Source organism: Caballeronia mineralivorans PML1(12) (genome assembly GCF_001028175.1).
In the GTDB taxonomy this organism is placed as follows: Bacteria; Pseudomonadota; Gammaproteobacteria; order Burkholderiales; family Burkholderiaceae; genus Caballeronia; species Caballeronia mineralivorans.
Map to the genome: position 1 here is coordinate 1 of NZ_AEJF01000142.1, position 15,597 is coordinate 15,597.

Annotated in this window: 12 protein-coding genes; 10 read left to right on the plus strand and 2 right to left on the minus strand. The window is 59.2% G+C overall.

The genetic code is table 11. The annotated features are described in order from the left end of the window. From EOS_RS23085 to EOS_RS23100, 4 genes are all read left to right on the plus strand, one after another. Nucleotides 1-343 (plus strand): RraA family protein (locus EOS_RS23085; RefSeq protein WP_047849038.1); only part of this gene is annotated, 343 nt, incomplete at its 5' end. 132 nt (nucleotides 344-475) lie between these two features. Continuing rightward, nucleotides 476-1,747 carry an MFS transporter gene (locus EOS_RS23090; protein ID WP_200908690.1) on the plus strand — a complete coding sequence of 424 codons (1,272 nt, stop codon included), beginning with the start codon at nucleotides 476-478 and terminating at the stop codon, nucleotides 1,745-1,747. An 88-nt stretch (nucleotides 1,748-1,835) separates the two neighbouring features. Beyond that, nucleotides 1,836-2,906, plus strand: coding sequence for a LacI family DNA-binding transcriptional regulator (locus EOS_RS23095; RefSeq protein ID WP_047849040.1), 1,071 nt, complete (start codon nucleotides 1,836-1,838; stop codon nucleotides 2,904-2,906). Nucleotides 2,907-3,378: 472 nt separating this feature from the next. Then, nucleotides 3,379-3,711, plus strand: coding sequence for a DUF4148 domain-containing protein (locus tag EOS_RS23100; protein WP_047849041.1), 333 nt, complete (start codon nucleotides 3,379-3,381; stop codon nucleotides 3,709-3,711). Nucleotides 3,712-4,031: 320 nt separating this feature from the next. Here the strand turns inward: EOS_RS23100 and EOS_RS23105 are convergent, their stop codons facing one another. Then, the gene (locus tag EOS_RS23105) at nucleotides 4,032-5,075 is read right to left on the minus strand and encodes a hypothetical protein (protein WP_047849042.1); all 1,044 of its coding nucleotides are present in this window, start codon (nucleotides 5,073-5,075) and stop codon (nucleotides 4,032-4,034) included. Nucleotides 5,076-5,175: 100 nt separating this feature from the next. After that, nucleotides 5,176-5,766, minus strand: coding sequence for a lysozyme (locus EOS_RS23110; RefSeq protein WP_235442931.1), 591 nt, complete (start codon nucleotides 5,764-5,766; stop codon nucleotides 5,176-5,178). A 582-nt stretch (nucleotides 5,767-6,348) separates the two neighbouring features. Here EOS_RS23110 and EOS_RS23115 point away from each other — a divergent pair. The 6 genes from EOS_RS23115 to EOS_RS23140 all read left to right on the plus strand — a co-directional run bounded on the left by EOS_RS23115 (nucleotide 6,349) and on the right by EOS_RS23140 (nucleotide 15,267). Further along, complete coding sequence (locus EOS_RS23115) at nucleotides 6,349-7,701, plus strand: hypothetical protein (protein ID WP_160312521.1); 1,353 nt, start codon at nucleotides 6,349-6,351, stop codon at nucleotides 7,699-7,701. 291 nt (nucleotides 7,702-7,992) lie between these two features. Beyond that, on the plus strand, nucleotides 7,993-9,513 hold the full coding sequence (gene adh, locus EOS_RS23120) for an aldehyde dehydrogenase (RefSeq protein ID WP_047849044.1): 1,521 nt from the start codon (nucleotides 7,993-7,995) through the stop codon (nucleotides 9,511-9,513). 81 nt (nucleotides 9,514-9,594) lie between these two features. After that, entirely contained in the window at nucleotides 9,595-9,987 is a 393-nt protein-coding gene (locus tag EOS_RS23125) for a DUF779 domain-containing protein (protein ID WP_047849045.1), read from the plus strand. 144 nt (nucleotides 9,988-10,131) lie between these two features. Next, complete coding sequence (locus EOS_RS23130; RefSeq protein WP_047849071.1) at nucleotides 10,132-12,066, plus strand: sigma-54-dependent Fis family transcriptional regulator; 1,935 nt, start codon at nucleotides 10,132-10,134, stop codon at nucleotides 12,064-12,066. Between the two features lie 158 nt (nucleotides 12,067-12,224). Further along, the gene (locus EOS_RS23135) at nucleotides 12,225-13,370 is read left to right on the plus strand and encodes a GAF domain-containing protein (RefSeq protein ID WP_047849046.1); all 1,146 of its coding nucleotides are present in this window, start codon (nucleotides 12,225-12,227) and stop codon (nucleotides 13,368-13,370) included. 94 nt (nucleotides 13,371-13,464) lie between these two features. After that, the gene (locus tag EOS_RS23140; RefSeq protein ID WP_047849047.1) at nucleotides 13,465-15,267 is read left to right on the plus strand and encodes an NAD(P)/FAD-dependent oxidoreductase; all 1,803 of its coding nucleotides are present in this window, start codon (nucleotides 13,465-13,467) and stop codon (nucleotides 15,265-15,267) included. The last annotated feature ends 330 nt before the right edge of the window (nucleotides 15,268-15,597 follow it).

Genomic DNA, 15,597 nt, shown 5'->3' on the forward strand with positions numbered 1-15,597 from the left:
GCGCGACAGCGGCACGATCTCCGGCCTCGGCCTGCCGCTGTGGTGCGCGGGCGCGAGCGCGCCGCTGAACCTCGCCAAACATCACGCGGTGGATATGAACGTGCCGATCGCGTGCGGCGGCGTGGCGGTGTATCCGGGCGATATCGTCGTCGCCGATGTGGACGGCGTCGTGATCGTGCCGCGCGAAATGGCGGAAGACGTTGCGCGCGATGCGACCGAACAGGAGCAACTGGAAATTTTCATCTCGCAACGTATCGATGAAGGCAGGCCGTTGCGCGGCACCTATCCGCCGAACGAAGAAACGCTCGCGGCCTACGCGCAATGGCGCGCACAAAAACAATAACGCGCAGACGTTGTACATATAACGGCCCGCTGGGAGTCAGCGAGCGCAGGAGACCTCGTGAATACTGCTGTTAATCCCGTCGCGCATGCGATAGACGAAACACCGCTGATCAACCGGCTGGCGTTCAGGCTGATGCCGCTTCTGGGCCTGCTGTATCTGATCGCGTATATCGACCGCTCGAATATCAGCTTCGCCAAGCTGCAGATGCTGGGCAGTCTCGGTTTGAGCGAGGTAGCGTACGGGCTTGGCGCGTCCCTGTTTTTCATCGGCTATCTGATATTCGAGGTGCCGAGCAACGTGCTGCTGCACAAGTACGGCGCGCCGCGATGGATCGCACGGATCATGCTGACGTGGGGCATTGTCACCGTGCTGCTCGCGTTCACGAAAAACGCCACGACGTTCTACGTGCTGCGTTTCCTGCTAGGTGCTTCCGAAGCGGGGCTTTATCCGGGCGTGATCTATTACCTGACCTTGTGGTTTCCATCGCGGCATCGCGTGCGGATGCTCGGTTATTTCACCGTCGGCAGCAGTCTCGGCAACATGGTCGGCGCGCCTATCTGCGGCTGGCTGCTCGACAAGGGCGGACTCTTCGGTCTGCAAGGCTGGCAGCTTGTATTTATTGTGACGGGCATACCGTCGATCCTTCTGACCGCTGTGGTGCTGCTGTATCTGCCGGAGTCTCCGCTCAAAGCGAAATTCATGACGGATGCTGAAAAGAAATGGCTCGCCGATGCCCTCGACAATGAACGCGCACTCGCGGCGCAAACCGAAGCGGGCAAGACAAATTTCCTGAGCGTGCTGACCGAGCCGCGCGTGATCGGCATGGCGTTGTATTACATGATGCTGTCCATGTCGGTGTATGGCGTGAGCTACTGGCTGCCGACGCTGGTCAAGGGATTTGGTGTCAGCAATACCGTCAATGGTCTGATCAACATCGTGCCGTGGCTGCTCGCGACTATCGTGCTGGTATGGTTGCCGTCGAAGTTGCGCGCGAGCGACCGCACCATGACCGCGATGCTCTGCGCGTCTGTACTGGGCGTGATGTTCTTTCTCGGCAGCGTCTTCCTGCCGACCAATACAGCGCGCTTTATCGCGTTGAGTCTTGGCGCGCCATGCATGTATTTGCTGCTCCCCTGTTTCTGGACGTTGCCGCCCAAGTTCCTGACTGGCGCACGCGCCGCAGCGGGAATAGCCGCGATCAATTCGCTGGGTAACGTGGGCGGTTTCATCGCACAGAACCTGGTGCCGTGGGTACGGCAGACCAGCGGCAGCACGAAGGCGCCCATGCTGATTCCCGCCGCGTGTCTCTTTACGTTCGGCGTCGTTACGCTGATCCTGATTCGTCGCAAGCGCCCTGCCGGTATGCCGGAGCCGGATAATGGGCGTCGAGTGGAAACGGCGTAGGGAGCAGCGCTATCGTTCCTATGACAAGGCAAGCTCCGCCGCGTTGACTACAATAGCTGCGTCAAGCCTTTCAACGACCACGAGAACCATGCCGAACGACAAGCCGACCGCCTATCCCGCCGACTCGCAGGACGAAGCTCCGCCTGCGCCCGTCAAGCGCTCGCGTGGCGGTCCGAAGGGGCTGCGCATTACCGATGTCGCGGCTGTCGCGGGCGTCTCGCCCATCACGGTGTCGCGCGTCTTCAACAATCCGGAATCGGTCGCGCCAGAAACGCTTGAACGCGTGCGCCAGGTCGTGCACAAGCTCGGCTACGTGCCGAACCGGCTGGCGGGTGGATTGTCGTCGTCGAAATCGCGGCTGATCGCGGCCATTGTCCCGACCATCGCGCACTCGCTGTTCTCCGAGACTATCCAGGTGTTCAGCGAGACCATGTCGAAGGCGGGTTACCAGGTGTTGCTCGCGCTGAGCGGCTACAGCGATTCCAGCGAAGAAACGTTGCTCGACGCAGTCCTGAGCCGCCGTCCTGAAGGCGTGTTGCTGACGGGCGTCGCGCATACGGATTCGTTGCGCGAACGGCTGCGCAATGTGGGCATTCCGATAGTGGAAACGTGGGACATGACGGATACGCCGATCGATATGCTCGTCGGTTTCTCGCATTATCGGGTGGGTGAAGCGGTGGCCGAGCGGTTCCTGGCGCGTGGCGTTTTGCATCCGGGCCTGGTGTCGGCCAACGACGACCGCGCGATCGCGCGTATCACCGGCTTTCGCGAGCGGCTGGCACGTGCAGGGATTCACGACATAGCCGAGGTGATTGTCGCGCCGCCCAGTTCGGTGTCCATCGGCAAGACCTCGTTGCCGCAACTTCTGGAGCAGACGCCGCAACTCGACGCTGTATTCTGTGGCTCGGATCTGCTTGCCATTGGCGTGCTTGGCGAGGCGAAACGCCGAGGTATCGATGTGCCGTCGCAACTGGCCATCTGCGGCTTCGGCGATCTGGAATTCGCCTCGGAAACGAGCCCGCAATTGACGACGGTGGGCGTGGACGGCACGCGTATTGGTGTGAGCGCTGCGCGCTGTTTGCTAGAGCGCCTGAAAGGCGTGAAGGAAGCGAACGTGACCGACGTGGGGTTTCATATCGTCGAACGTCAGACGGTTTGACCGCCGCTAACAGTGCAGCCACCGCTACGCGGGGGCGAGGGCCAGCATCCCTCCCTTTGCCGGGCTCCCTCTCCCCTCCCAAAATGCTTCGCTTATCCCCCATCTGCATGGTTTCGGCCGCGACGGCCGACGACGACACTACAGTCATCGATCGGTGACCTTCCTTCGCAAAGACAATGACGGAAGCCAGCTCTGAACTTCCAACCAATATTCCTTATTGTTTTCATCGGTCGAGTGTTTGACTTAAGCGTGTGTAGCGGGCGCTTCATCCGGCTAAGTGGTTGAGCGGTTAAAGCGCGTGGTTGACGGGAAGGGTGCACGGTCCCGCGTACGCATGCTTGTGTCGGCGTTACATGGCATTTAAGAAACGTTATTAATCGTGTGTAACACCGACGATTACTTTTTATCAAACCGGGGACATTCCCTGCGAATCTGGCTCTCAGGCGCAGGACAACACTTTCTGGAGGTAAATATGAAATCGTCGATCTATGCGGTCCTCGCTGTCTCTGTCTCGGCCCTGACCGCGCCGATCATTTCGTTCGCTCAACAGAGCGGACCCATCACTCGCGAGCAAGTGCGCGCTGAACTCGCCCAGCTTCGTGCAGCCGGATATGACGGAAGCGCCGGCGACACGACGTACCCCACTGACCTGCAAACTGCGTTAGCGAAGGTGGCCGAGCAGAATCAGGCGATGGCAAAAGCCGCTCCGCAAAACAGCGACTACGGGACGTCGTCCAGCGGCAGCTCGCAAGCAGGTGCCCCACAAGTCCCGGTGGACACAACGTCTCTCTACAGGGGACAGTAAGGGCGCCGGCTGTTCTGTGCGTTGTTATCGAGCCCGACCCTGCCGCGCCGATGTGCTGCGGGTCATGGAGTATCAAGCCGGCTTGTATGGCTAATCCACCATCGTGGGCTCGTCTCCAAAGACGAACGCAGCGGCCGTCGCTGCGGCTGTTGCGCTGGTCGCCCGCGATATTGAGGAACAGCTTCCACACATTCGTGGTCTCGAGAACGTCGTCCTGATCGTCCGAGTTCGGGCCGTTCCAGGTGCCGTCGGTACAGAAGACAATATTCTTGGACGTGACGTCTCCTTTCGATTTATGCGGCAGTGAGTTGCGCTGCGAATCAGGACTGGGCGTCGCCAGTGGAATAGCCCGACTTGAGGCCATCCAATGAGACACCGGCTGTTGTTGTCGCGCTCTCTGGCTTAGGCTGTGCTTCGGTCGTTTTGAAACCGATGTAAGTCGCGCCACTGATGCCAAGCAGCGCGAGCGTGTTCGCGTCGAACGCGGGCATCGAGCAGGTGGTGAATACCTGATAAAGAAACATCAGCCCGACTACAACGGTGAAGATAAGCATCTGCAGCCGATGCACGGCGACGCCGCCTTCGTCGCTGGTCAGGTCCGCGAAAAAGTGCGGGGTCGTTGCGGGAAACGCGGTCCGCCGCGACAAATCCACGCCCCGTGACGTCATCCCGAGCACACTGTAGATACCCATGAGAACGAGCGCTTGCCCCGATAAGGAGGGGATCGCTCCTAGCGCCACCCACTCGAACACATAGGACACGACAATGACTGCTGTCCACCACGCCATCTGCGTGCGGGCGAGGCTGAAGGTGCGGCTTCTGAAGGGCACCGTGGTCTCTGCGCCGACATCGCGCAGCAAGGCTGTAGTCGCACCCAGATAGATGAAAAGCGCCACGGTCGCGATGGCCACGAGGGCGGCCACCGCAATTCTCCATACCGGCGACCAGAGGAATTTCAGCGTGGCGTTCGGCGCACCGACAGCATTGCCGTTTGCATCGGCCACGCCGACCGGCAGTTCCCGGACGAGCGACGAACCGTTGCCTTGCCATGGAAAGCCGGTCAGTCTGTGCCACGCCGCTGTATTCGCTGACGCTGGCGTGTCGGTTGTCCTGCTCAGGAGAAACGACACGGTGTTGGGGTCCCCGGAGCATCCCTGCGCCGTTATACCGGTGTTATCGCCATCCACCATCAGCGTATATTTCTGGACGACGGACTGCGCAGGGCAGGGAGTTGTAATAGGAACTTTGATGACATCGCCAAGCGAGCCGTTGATGCCGCCGCTGGTTTGCGCGCCAGCCTGCGCGGCGGCGCATAGCAGTATCGGCACAAGCAGCGCAGCGGCGCCGTGACAAGGTAGCTTCATATAACCTCCAGCTTTTTGGAGTAGTCCGGCGGGCTGCGCGAACCGTCCTCGCTTACCCGGCGTGGCCGGCCGCAATTGTGGGTTGGGATTGCAAATTGCCTTACTGAATGGGCAAAGCGGGCGGCGGGGGAGGCGCTTGAAGAAACAGGCTTCGCTCGGCGGTTCTGCGTTTGAGCAGACCGGGAAGCACGGAACCGTTTGCGCGGCACCAGCGAAGAAACTGATCTGCGGCACCCGCAAAATTCCCCGCGTTAAGTTCGGTGAGCAAGGTGGACGAGCGAAGATTGCCCAGGCCGAGGTTAAAGGTGAAGCTGGTCAGCGCACCATACTGATTGTCATTGAGCGCTACCGAGACGGATGCAAGGACACCTGCACCGGCCTGCATGAGATCGCTTTGCAAGAGCGTTTCTGCCTGCGCGACGGTAATTCCGCCGGGATACAGTGCCTTGACTTCGGGAAGCGCTCCATTTCCCCTGAGAAAGTGCCCGCCGCTTTCAATGGCATGTCCCCAGCCAATGGTCCAGATTCCGACGGGATCGAGGTACGGGCGAATTGTCCCGCTGCCGTCGCCGAATCCTGGAATGCCCTCGTATTGCTTTACAAGGCTCACTGCAGCATCACATACGGTGCGCGGGGTCATGACGTTCTCCTGATACTTCGCACGGGCCCGCAGCGAGACGCGCAAGGTCACCACTTTCCAGGACATGCGTTGCTCAGAGCCAGCCTAGAAAATCAACTCTTTGCGTCAAGGCGTATGTGCGCTAAACCGCATAACCAAGGGCAAGTTGGATGCGTGTTTTTAAACATATTCTAATGTTGAGGATGACGACAGAATGCTTCGGATTCAGGAATCGTGACACTTTTTTAAAACTGTCTTGATCCCCTGAACCGATGACGGCCAGACCGAAGACTGCATTCGGCGAATCGAAAAATCGGCTGTCGGGCGGTTCGTCTTTTTTGACTCGTTACCAGGCTTGCCCATTCAGCCCGACACAGCTGGATCAAGGAAGGTGTAGCGAGCTTTTCGATGCAGTGGCTCAACGAAGGTGGGCCAGCAATCCATAAAGCATGGGTCATGCAACGCGCAGACCGGCGGTCGACTTGTCCTCACGGCGTCGCCCTCCGGTGAGGTAGAGGGGTTGCGCTCGGATCTCCAGCAGTCAGACGCTGGCAGCATGACTGCGCGTGCCGACATATCGGCCTTTTTAAAAATAAATCGAGGTCAGCGATGACGTCTTTGAATTCGAACAACATCCCGGGCACGTTCGACGAATTGATCTTCAAGCGCGAACTGAACGAAGTGCATTTGCTGCTCGACTTTATTTCCGGCCGCCCGAATGCGCATATATGGGACCTCGACGGCAAAATCCCAAAGCCGGTTGCCGACGCACCGAAGCCCGGGTCAGCAATACAAACACTGATCAAGACACTTTGGTCGCCCGCCGTAGTTACGTCGACGCTCGACAACGGTAAAAATACCCTTGATGCCTTCGACACGATCAAGTGGGTATGCAAGCTCCGCTATCCGCCGGCCGCGCCTTCAGCGGACAAAGCATACGACGCCACGCTGCTCTTTTACGTCAAGGACAGGCTGAACAGCCTTGCGTATCCGGCGACGGGATTGACGATCGCGTACACCTACATTTTTGTGGAAGAGCAACGCCCGCTGCAACACGCGACCAAGGACGAGAGGGACAGTCAGACCCGTGCGTCCGTTGCGAGAGAGGCTTACCCGGGGCTGGTCGGAAGTGCCAAGCGGTTTCGCTGGGTTCACAAGCTCTATACCGGCGTTGGCGCATTCGTTACTCTGCTTGCCGCCATCTTGCTATGGCTCGTGACTTATGGCGTGCAGATCACTTCGCGTTTCGAGGAAGACGGAAAACGTGCAACCGAAATAACGCGAGCAATCTATGCGGAGATCGACAAGGAGAATGCGGCGGTGCCTCTCGACGGCAAAACCCTATCAAGCCGCAAAACAGTGCCGGAGCGGTGCGACGCCAAGGAGATCGAAAACCAGACCAACTCGATCCGGCTGCTATGCAACGACTGGTCCTACATTCAGGCGCGTTATGACATGTCCATTGCTGACGCCACGACCTTCGCCAACAGCCTCCCTTCAAGCCTCCTCATGCTGGTTTTTCCGACCGCTGTAGGAAGGGGTGAGTGGCAGAGTCAGGCTACACAGGCCAACCCGTCGCTTGGGGACGCTAAAGCGCGGCAGCGCGATAGCAGCCGGCAGGAGGCTATTCAGTCCATCACCCTGGTGTTGTCAGCTTATGCGAGCTACGTCTTGCCAATCCTCTTTGCGTTAGTGGGGACTATTGCCTCAATGCTGCGCGACATTGGCAACAAGATCACGGATAACTTGCTGGCGCCCAGGGACGAGGCCCTCGCGTTGATGCGCGTCCCGCTAGGGCTGATGGCGGGAGTCGCGGTCGGCTTGTTCTTCAGCCCTTCGTCGGTCGCGTCACAGGTGAGTTCGGGTGCCGGGGTCATTACTCTCACGGCTTCCGGACTTGCCTTTCTTGCGGGCTATGCAGCCGATGGTTTTTTCCGGATGCTCGACACCTTGACCACGCGTGTCTTCAATTTGAATAGTGAGGGCAAAAAGCCGACCGCCCAGTAGGAGGCGTTTACCGTGGCTAGTCCCACATATTACGAAACGCCAGGGCCGCGATCACAATTTCCCGCCCGTCGTCCTCGACGCGCGGATCGCTGTTCCGTTTCATTACAGTTCTTTGCACGGGTGTTCCGAAACGGAACGCTTGCCCCAATCCGCGCTTAGCCCTTAAACCCGGGCAACGCGTGTGTATTCTTGCGACCTGTTCGTTGGCACACATCTCGCAAGCATGCTCCCACCGGTCGCGGCAATCATAGTCGCGGCGGTCACTCTCACCGACATGCGAGGAGCACGCACATGAATCACGCCGAAATGCAGTTTTTGAACACCGAATTCCCGTACAAAAAGCAGTATGGCAACTTCATCGGTGGTCAATGGGTCAAGCCGGCAGGCGGCGAATATTTCGATAACATTTCGCCCATCACCGGTGAAGCGTTCACCTCCATCCCGCGCTCGCGCGAAGCCGATATCGAACTGGCGCTCGACGCAGCGCACAAGGCCAAGACCGCCTGGGGCAAGACCTCGTCCACAGAGCGAGCCAACATCCTGAACAAGATCGCAGACCGGATGGAAGCGAATCTGGTGCGCATTGCGGTGGCGGAGACCATCGACAACGGCAAGCCGCTGCGCGAAACCATGGCCGCCGATATCCCGCTGGCTATCGATCATTTCCGCTATTTCGCCGGCTGTGCGCGAGCGCAGGAAGGCTCGATTTCGCAGATCGATGAAGACACGGTCGCGTACCATTTTCACGAGCCGCTAGGCGTGGTGGGCCAGATCATTCCGTGGAATTTCCCGATCCTGATGGCGGTATGGAAACTCGCGCCGGCGCTGGCCGCTGGTAATTGCGTGGTGCTGAAGCCCGCTGAGCAGACGCCTGCTTCGATACTCGTGCTGCTCGAGTTGATTGAAGACCTGCTGCCGGCCGGCGTGCTTAACGTGGTCAATGGCTTTGGATTGGAGGCGGGTAAACCGCTGGCATCGAATAAGCGGATTGCGAAGATTGCGTTCACCGGCGAGACCACGACCGGCCGGCTGATCATGCAATACGCCAGCCAGAACCTGATTCCGGTGACGCTCGAACTCGGCGGCAAGAGCCCGAACATTTTCTTCGCCGATGTCATGAACGCAGACGACAGCTACTTCGACAAGGCACTCGAAGGTTTCGCCATGTTCGCGTTGAATCAGGGCGAGGTCTGCACGTGCCCGTCGCGGGTGTTGATCGAAGAGAGCATCTACGACCGCTTCATGGAACGCGCGCTCAAGCGTGTGGCGGCGATCAGCCAGGGGCATCCGCTCGACTCGAAGACGATGATCGGCGCGCAAGCTTCCCAGGAGCAACTCGAAAAGATCCTGTCGTATATCGATCTCGGCAAGCAAGAGGGCGCTGAATGCCTGATCGGTGGCGAACGCAATACGCTCGACGGCGAGTTGAAGAACGGTTATTACGTGAAGCCGACGGTCTTCCGCGGTCACAACAAGATGCGCATCTTCCAGGAGGAAATCTTCGGGCCGGTGGTATCGGTGACAACCTTCAAGGACGAAGCGCAAGCGCTGGAAATCGCCAATGACACGCTCTATGGCCTCGGTGCGGGCGTGTGGACGCGCGACGGTACGCGCGCCTACCGGTTCGGCCGCGACATCCAGGCTGGCCGCGTGTGGACCAACTGCTATCACGCATATCCGGCGCATGCGGCGTTCGGCGGTTACAAGCAGTCGGGCATTGGCCGGGAAAATCACAAGATGATGCTCGACCACTATCAGCAGACGAAAAACCTGTTGGTGAGTTATAGCCAGAAGCCGCTCGGTTTCTTCTGATCGAAGCGGTCATTTGATCGACATGGCGGGCCGCTTGGCGGCTCGCCATATTGCGTATTCAGTGGCTCAGTGGAAACCCTTATGACCGAAGAAGAAGTTTCGCGCGTGGTCGCCACACCAGCGGCGATTGATTTGATCGAGACGCTGAAGGCCGAACACGGGCAGGTGTTGTTCCATCAGTCCGGCGGTTGCTGCGACGGCAGCGCGCCCATGTGTTTCCCCGTCGCCGAATTCATGGTCGGTTCATCGGATGTCAAACTCGGCGAGCTTGCCGGCGTGCCGTTCTACATGAGCGAATCGCAATTCGAGTACTGGCAGCACACCCAATTGATCATTGATTGCGTGCCGGGCAATGGCGGCATGTTTTCTCTGGAACGCCCTAGCGGTTTGCGTTTTCTCACGCGATCGCGTCTTTTCGACGACGCCGAATCCGCTTGGCTCGAACGCCATCCGGTTGAGCACGTCGCAGGTTGAAAACCGGTGCAGTGGTACATTGTGTCCATCGACCACGCGACGGACGGAGCTGACGACCGACTCCTTCCGCGAATGCTGGTGGAGGAGACAATGCTTATGAACCCGGTTTCTATCGACCGTTCAAGTGGATCAAGCCGATCCGCGATGTTGGCCAGCGACCCTGCCGGCCGTATGGAAGGGCTGGATATCATCAAGCTATCGCATGAGCGTTCCCGCAGCTTCGGGCTGTCGGACACCATGCGGCCCGATTATGGTGTGCTCGTTGAAGCCGATCTCCTGCTCAAGCGCGAGCAGAACCACGCGCTCTGTACACATGCGCTGCCCGTCATAGAAACACTCTACGGGCAGATCGCGAACACCCATAGCATGGTCGTACTGACCGATTCAGAAGGGCTGATCCTGCATTCGCTCGGCGACGACGATTTCCTCGCCCGTGCCGATCGTGTCGCGCTGCGGCCCGGTGCGTTGTGGAGCGAGCAGCAGCAGGGCACCAACGCTATCGGCACGGCCATTGCCGCGGGCGATGCCACCATGGTGCTCGGCGACCAGCATTACCTGCGCGCGAACCGGTTCCTCGCGTGTTCGAGCGTGCCGATTCTCGATCCATTCGGCGAGCTGCTAGGTGTCCTCGATGTGACCGGCGATTGTCGCGGTCATAGCCGCCACACGATGGCGCTTGCCAAGATGTCGGCGCAGATGATCGAGAACCATTTGTTCACCAGCGCCTTTCCTGAAGCATTACGAATTCATTTCCATGGACGGCCCGAGTTTATCGGCACGTTGATGGAAGGCATTGCTGCGTTCAGGGCCGATGGCCGGTTTCTATCGGCTAATCGCAGCGCCCAATTTCAATTCGGTTTGCCGCTTGCTTCGTTGCGAGCGCATACCTTGTCGTCATTGTTCGACGTCTCGTGTGGCGAGCTGATCGACCGGATGCGCAGCGGCACGAACGCGGCCGTCGACCGCACGATTTCGCTGCGCCTGCACAGCGGCGTCAACGTGTTTGCGAGCGTGGAGCTAAGGCGCTCGACGGCTGTCGCGCTCTCTGCGGAGACACGCGATGTCACCGATGTCGTCGCGCGCAAACACCTACCGGAACCGCAGCCGAAACTCTCGGGTCTGCGTTACCTGATGACCGGCGATGCCCAGGTCGCCGCGCTCGTGGAGCGGGTGCGCAAGGTGATCGGTAAAAACATTCCGATCCTGATCGGCGGCGAGACGGGCACCGGCAAGGATGTTCTGGCGAGCGCGGTACATCGTGATTCGCCGCGCAGCAGCGGGCCGTTTGTTGCAGTGAATTGCGCATCGATCCCGGACACGCTGATAGAAGCCGAATTGTTCGGCTATGAGGAGGGCGCGTTTACCGGCGCGTCGAAGCGCGGTGCGTGCGGCAAGATTCTGCAAGCCGATGGCGGGACCTTATTCCTCGATGAAATCGGCGATATGCCATTCTCATTGCAAAGCCGTTTACTGCGCGTGCTGCAAGAGCGTACGGTGACGCCGCTTGGCAGCACGCGCGCCCTGCCCGTCGATTTCGCCCTGATTTGTGCGACCAATCGCAATCTGCGCGAGCGTGTCACGCGGGGAGAGTTTCGCGAGGATCTGTACTACCGGATCAACGGTCTGCTGGTGACGCTGCCGCCGCTGCGCCAGCGCACCGATCTTGCGGTGACGGTAGAAAAAATCCTGCGCGCCGAGCGCACGAGCGGTGCGCCAATCAGGGTTTCACCCGAGGTCCTGGCGGCGTTCACGCGGCATCAATGGCCTGGAAACTTCCGGCAACTCGCTAACGTCCTGAGGACCGCATGCGCCATGCTCGACGACGATGAAACGTGCGTGGGTCTTGATCATCTGCCGCAAGATTTCTTCGATGACGACCGTGCCGCAGAGAGCGTGCAAGCGGTCACGTTGTCGCTTGTCAAGGACAGCGCGCGGCTGGATGATCTCGCGTTGTCTGCCGTCGCAGCGGCGCTCGAAACGCATGCCGGCAACATCTCGGCGGCGGCGCGGATGCTTGGGGTATCGCGCAATACGCTGTACCGGAAGATGGCTGCGCTCGACGAAACGCGGCGTCGGTAACATCGTTGTTGGTGAGACGAACGTCTCACCAACAACGATGGTGCACTGCGGTGTGATCTCCCGGAACACGCATGTTAAAACGTCACCATGCGCTTAAGTTTTCGGGTTGCAACGTGTCATGAGTGGCGCGAGCGCACCGAATCCGCCGGAGACTCTTCATGCCGTATGTTTCGCAGACCAGACATATCGATCGCGTGCGCAACGTGATCGAAGGGCGCATGAGCAGTCCAGGTGCCGATGCGTCGCGGCTGGCTTCATCGTATAGAAGGTCGCTGGAGCAATATCATCTCGATCCGGGCGCGACCATCGGCCCGCGCATTCTGACCGTACCCGAATTACGCAATGTCCAGCAGCGCGAAGAAACAGTGCTGCGTGCATCGGGTCAATGTCTGTCGCGTTTGCATGAGACCGTGCGTGAGGCTGACTACTGCGTGATGCTGACGGACGCGGAGGGCGTGACCATCGACTATCGGGTGGACCGCGATCGCCGTCATGAGTTCAAGCGTGCGGGTCTGTATCCGGGCTCGTGCTGGTCGGAGCGCGAAGAAGGGACATGCGGCGTTGCGTCGGTGCTGCTCGACGCCGAGCCGATAACCGTTCACAAGACCGACCATTTTCGCGCGGCGTTCACCACGCTGACCTGTAGTGCATCGCCTATCTTCGGCGTGCAAGGTGAGTTGATCGGTGTGCTGGATGCGTCCGCTGTGCGTTCGCCTGAAGAGCGCGAGAGTCAGCGGCTGGTCAACCATATCGTGCGGCAAAGTGCGTTGCTGATCGAGGATGGTTTCTTTCTCAACGCCACAACACACTGCTGGGTCCTGCTTGCACATCGCAGCCGGCATTACGTGGAAGCGCAGCCGGAAATCCTTATCGCTTTCGATGCACGCGGTTATGCGATTGCTGCAAACCGGCGCGCGAGGGAATGCGTGCCAGGACTGGATCAGTTGCCGCGTCACGTCTCCGAACTCTTCGATATCCGCGCCGAACGTCTGCTCGATGTCCGCCCCGGACGTGATCTCATTTCATTCAGATTGATCGGTTCAGGCGCGCCGCTGCATGCGCGCGTGAGGCCGCCCGTTATACGTTCGTCCCGAAGCACGCCGGTGCCTCCGCGTGAAGCCAATACACCGGCGACACAACCCGCGTTGTCTGAAAGCGAAACACTCGAATGCAGCCGCATTGTTGCCGCGATGACCGATGCAAAGTGGCGCCCAGTTCTCGCTGCGCAGGCATTGGGAATATCGCGGGCGACGTTATATAGACGTATCGCGAAGTTTGGAATAGTGGCGCCGCACAGGCGTTAGCAGCAACTTGGCGGTTTTGACGGGCACAGAACCCGTATTTTTTTGATCGATATCAATCGATATTCAGTAATCCGTATTTCATGGAGGAGCGACCATGCCTGAACGTAATCCGAACCAAACCATCTCCAACATTCTGGAGACATTCGAAGCTGCACTGAAAAGCGGCGACACGGCGGCTGCCGTTGCGCTATTCCAGCCCGATGGTTATTGGCGCGACCTGGTCGCGTTCACCTGGAACATCAAGACGATGGAGGGCCGCGAGCAGATTGCCGCGATGCTGGATGCGCAGTTGAACACGGTCAAGCCATCGAAAGTGAAGATCGCGGACAACGAAACGGCGACCGAGGCGGACGGCGTGACGCAGGCGTGGATCACGTTCGAAACCGGCGTCGCGCGTGGTACGGGGTTTATTCGCGTGAAGGACGGCAAGATCTGGACGCTGCTCACCACCATGACCGAACTCAAGGGCCATGAAGAACCCAAAGGCTTCAAGCGCCCGATGGGCGCCGAGCACGGCGCGCGTACGGACCGGACGAGCTGGAAAGAGGATCGCGAGGCGGAGCTTGAGGCGCTGGGTTATGAGAAGCAGCCGTATTGTCTGGTTGTCGGTGGTGGACAGGGCGGCATTGCGCTAGGCGCGCGGCTGCGGCAACTTGGTGTGCCGGCGATTATCGTTGATAAGAACGAGCGGCCCGGCGATGCCTGGCGTGCTCGTTATAAAACACTTTGTCTGCATGATCCGGTTTGGTACGACCACATGCCGTATCTGCCGTTTCCCGACAACTGGCCGGTGTTTTCGCCGAAGGACAAGATCGGCGACTGGCTCGAGATGTACACGAAGGTGATGGAGTTGAACTACTGGGGGTCGACCGCGTGCACGTCCGCACGATACGACGAGGCCGCGGGCGAATGGATTGTGGAAGTCGAGCGCGGCGGCGAAAAGCTGACGCTTCGGCCGAAGCAACTCGTGCTTGCAACCGGTATGTCGGGAAAGCCGAATATGCCGAAGTTCAAGGGCATGGATGTGTTCAAGGGCGAGCAACATCATTCGTCGAAACATCCGGGACCGGATGCTTACCGTGGCAAGAAGGTTGTTGTGATCGGCGCGAATAATTCGTCGCACGATATTTGCGCGGCGCTGTGGGAAGCGGGCGTGGACGTGACGATGGTGCAGCGTTCGTCCACACACATAGTCAGATCGAATTCGTTGATGGAGTTGGCGCTCGGCGACCTTTACTCGGAGCGTGCAGTGGCGGCGGGGATGACCACGATGAAGGCCGACCTGACGTTTGCATCGATTCCGTACAAGATCATGCACGAGTTTCAGATACCGGTTTATAACGCGATCAGGGAGCGTGATGCGGAGTTTTATGATCGGCTGGAGAAGAGAGGTTTCATGCTCGATTTCGGCGACGACGACTCGGGTCTGTTCATGAAGTATTTGCGGCGTGGGTCGGGTTATTACATCGACGTGGGCGCTTCCGAGCTAGTCGCCGACGGCAAGATCAAGCTGAAGAGCGACGTGGATGTGGTCGAGTTGAAAGAGCATTCGGTGGTGCTTAGCGACGGTAGCGAGCTTGAGGCGGATTTGATTGTGTACGCGACGGGATATGGGTCGATGAATGGCTGGGCTGCGGATCTGATTTCGCGCGAGGTGGCGGATAAGGTCGGGAAGGTGTGGGGGCTGGGATCGGATACGACTAAAGACCCGGGGCCGTGGGAAGGCGAGCAGCGCAACATGTGGAAACCTACGCAGCAAGAGGCATTGTGGTTCCATGGCGGGAACCTGCATCAGTCGCGGCACTACTCGCAGTATTTATCGCTGCAGCTTAAGGCGAGGATGGAGGGGATTCCGACGCCGGTGTTTGGCCTGCAGGAGGTGCATCACTTGTCGTGATGGCAGGTTGTAACTGACGCTTTGCAACGAAGTGTCAGACGTGCCCGGCGGTGGTCGATTCTTTGTCGATTGCTGCCGGGCACGCGCGTTTCAGTCGTCGGCTCGTCCGCATGGCCACCCATCAGAACCGCCTCGACGTGGGTTGCGACCAAAATGGGACCCCGATTGGGCTTTCCGGAGCGCAATGACACTCGACCGGCTCTCGATTCTTTCAAGTTTCGGAACGCCGAGTCGTTATAACAAATGCGTGTGCCGTTGCCATGAGCCTGACCATCGCGACTTTCGCACACAGGTCCACCAGCGTTTTGTGGAATTGTTCGCTGTAACCAA

Excerpts from the sequence above, each read along its gene's own strand:
- EOS_RS23090 (WP_200908690.1), top strand. The coding sequence starts at position 476 with ATGCCGCTTCTGGGCCTGCTGTATCTGATCGCGTATATCGACCGCTCG.
- EOS_RS23140 (WP_047849047.1), top strand. The coding sequence starts at position 13,465 with ATGCCTGAACGTAATCCGAACCAAACCATCTCCAACATTCTGGAGACA.
- EOS_RS23105 (WP_047849042.1), bottom strand. The coding sequence starts at position 5,075 with ATGAAGCTACCTTGTCACGGCGCCGCTGCGCTGCTTGTGCCGATACTG.
- EOS_RS23130 (WP_047849071.1), top strand. The coding sequence starts at position 10,132 with ATGTTGGCCAGCGACCCTGCCGGCCGTATGGAAGGGCTGGATATCATC.
- EOS_RS23100 (WP_047849041.1), top strand. The coding sequence starts at position 3,379 with ATGAAATCGTCGATCTATGCGGTCCTCGCTGTCTCTGTCTCGGCCCTG.
- EOS_RS23125 (WP_047849045.1), top strand. The coding sequence starts at position 9,595 with ATGACCGAAGAAGAAGTTTCGCGCGTGGTCGCCACACCAGCGGCGATT.
- adh (WP_047849044.1), top strand. The coding sequence starts at position 7,993 with ATGAATCACGCCGAAATGCAGTTTTTGAACACCGAATTCCCGTACAAA.
- EOS_RS23095 (WP_047849040.1), top strand. The coding sequence starts at position 1,836 with ATGCCGAACGACAAGCCGACCGCCTATCCCGCCGACTCGCAGGACGAA.
- EOS_RS23135 (WP_047849046.1), top strand. The coding sequence starts at position 12,225 with ATGCCGTATGTTTCGCAGACCAGACATATCGATCGCGTGCGCAACGTG.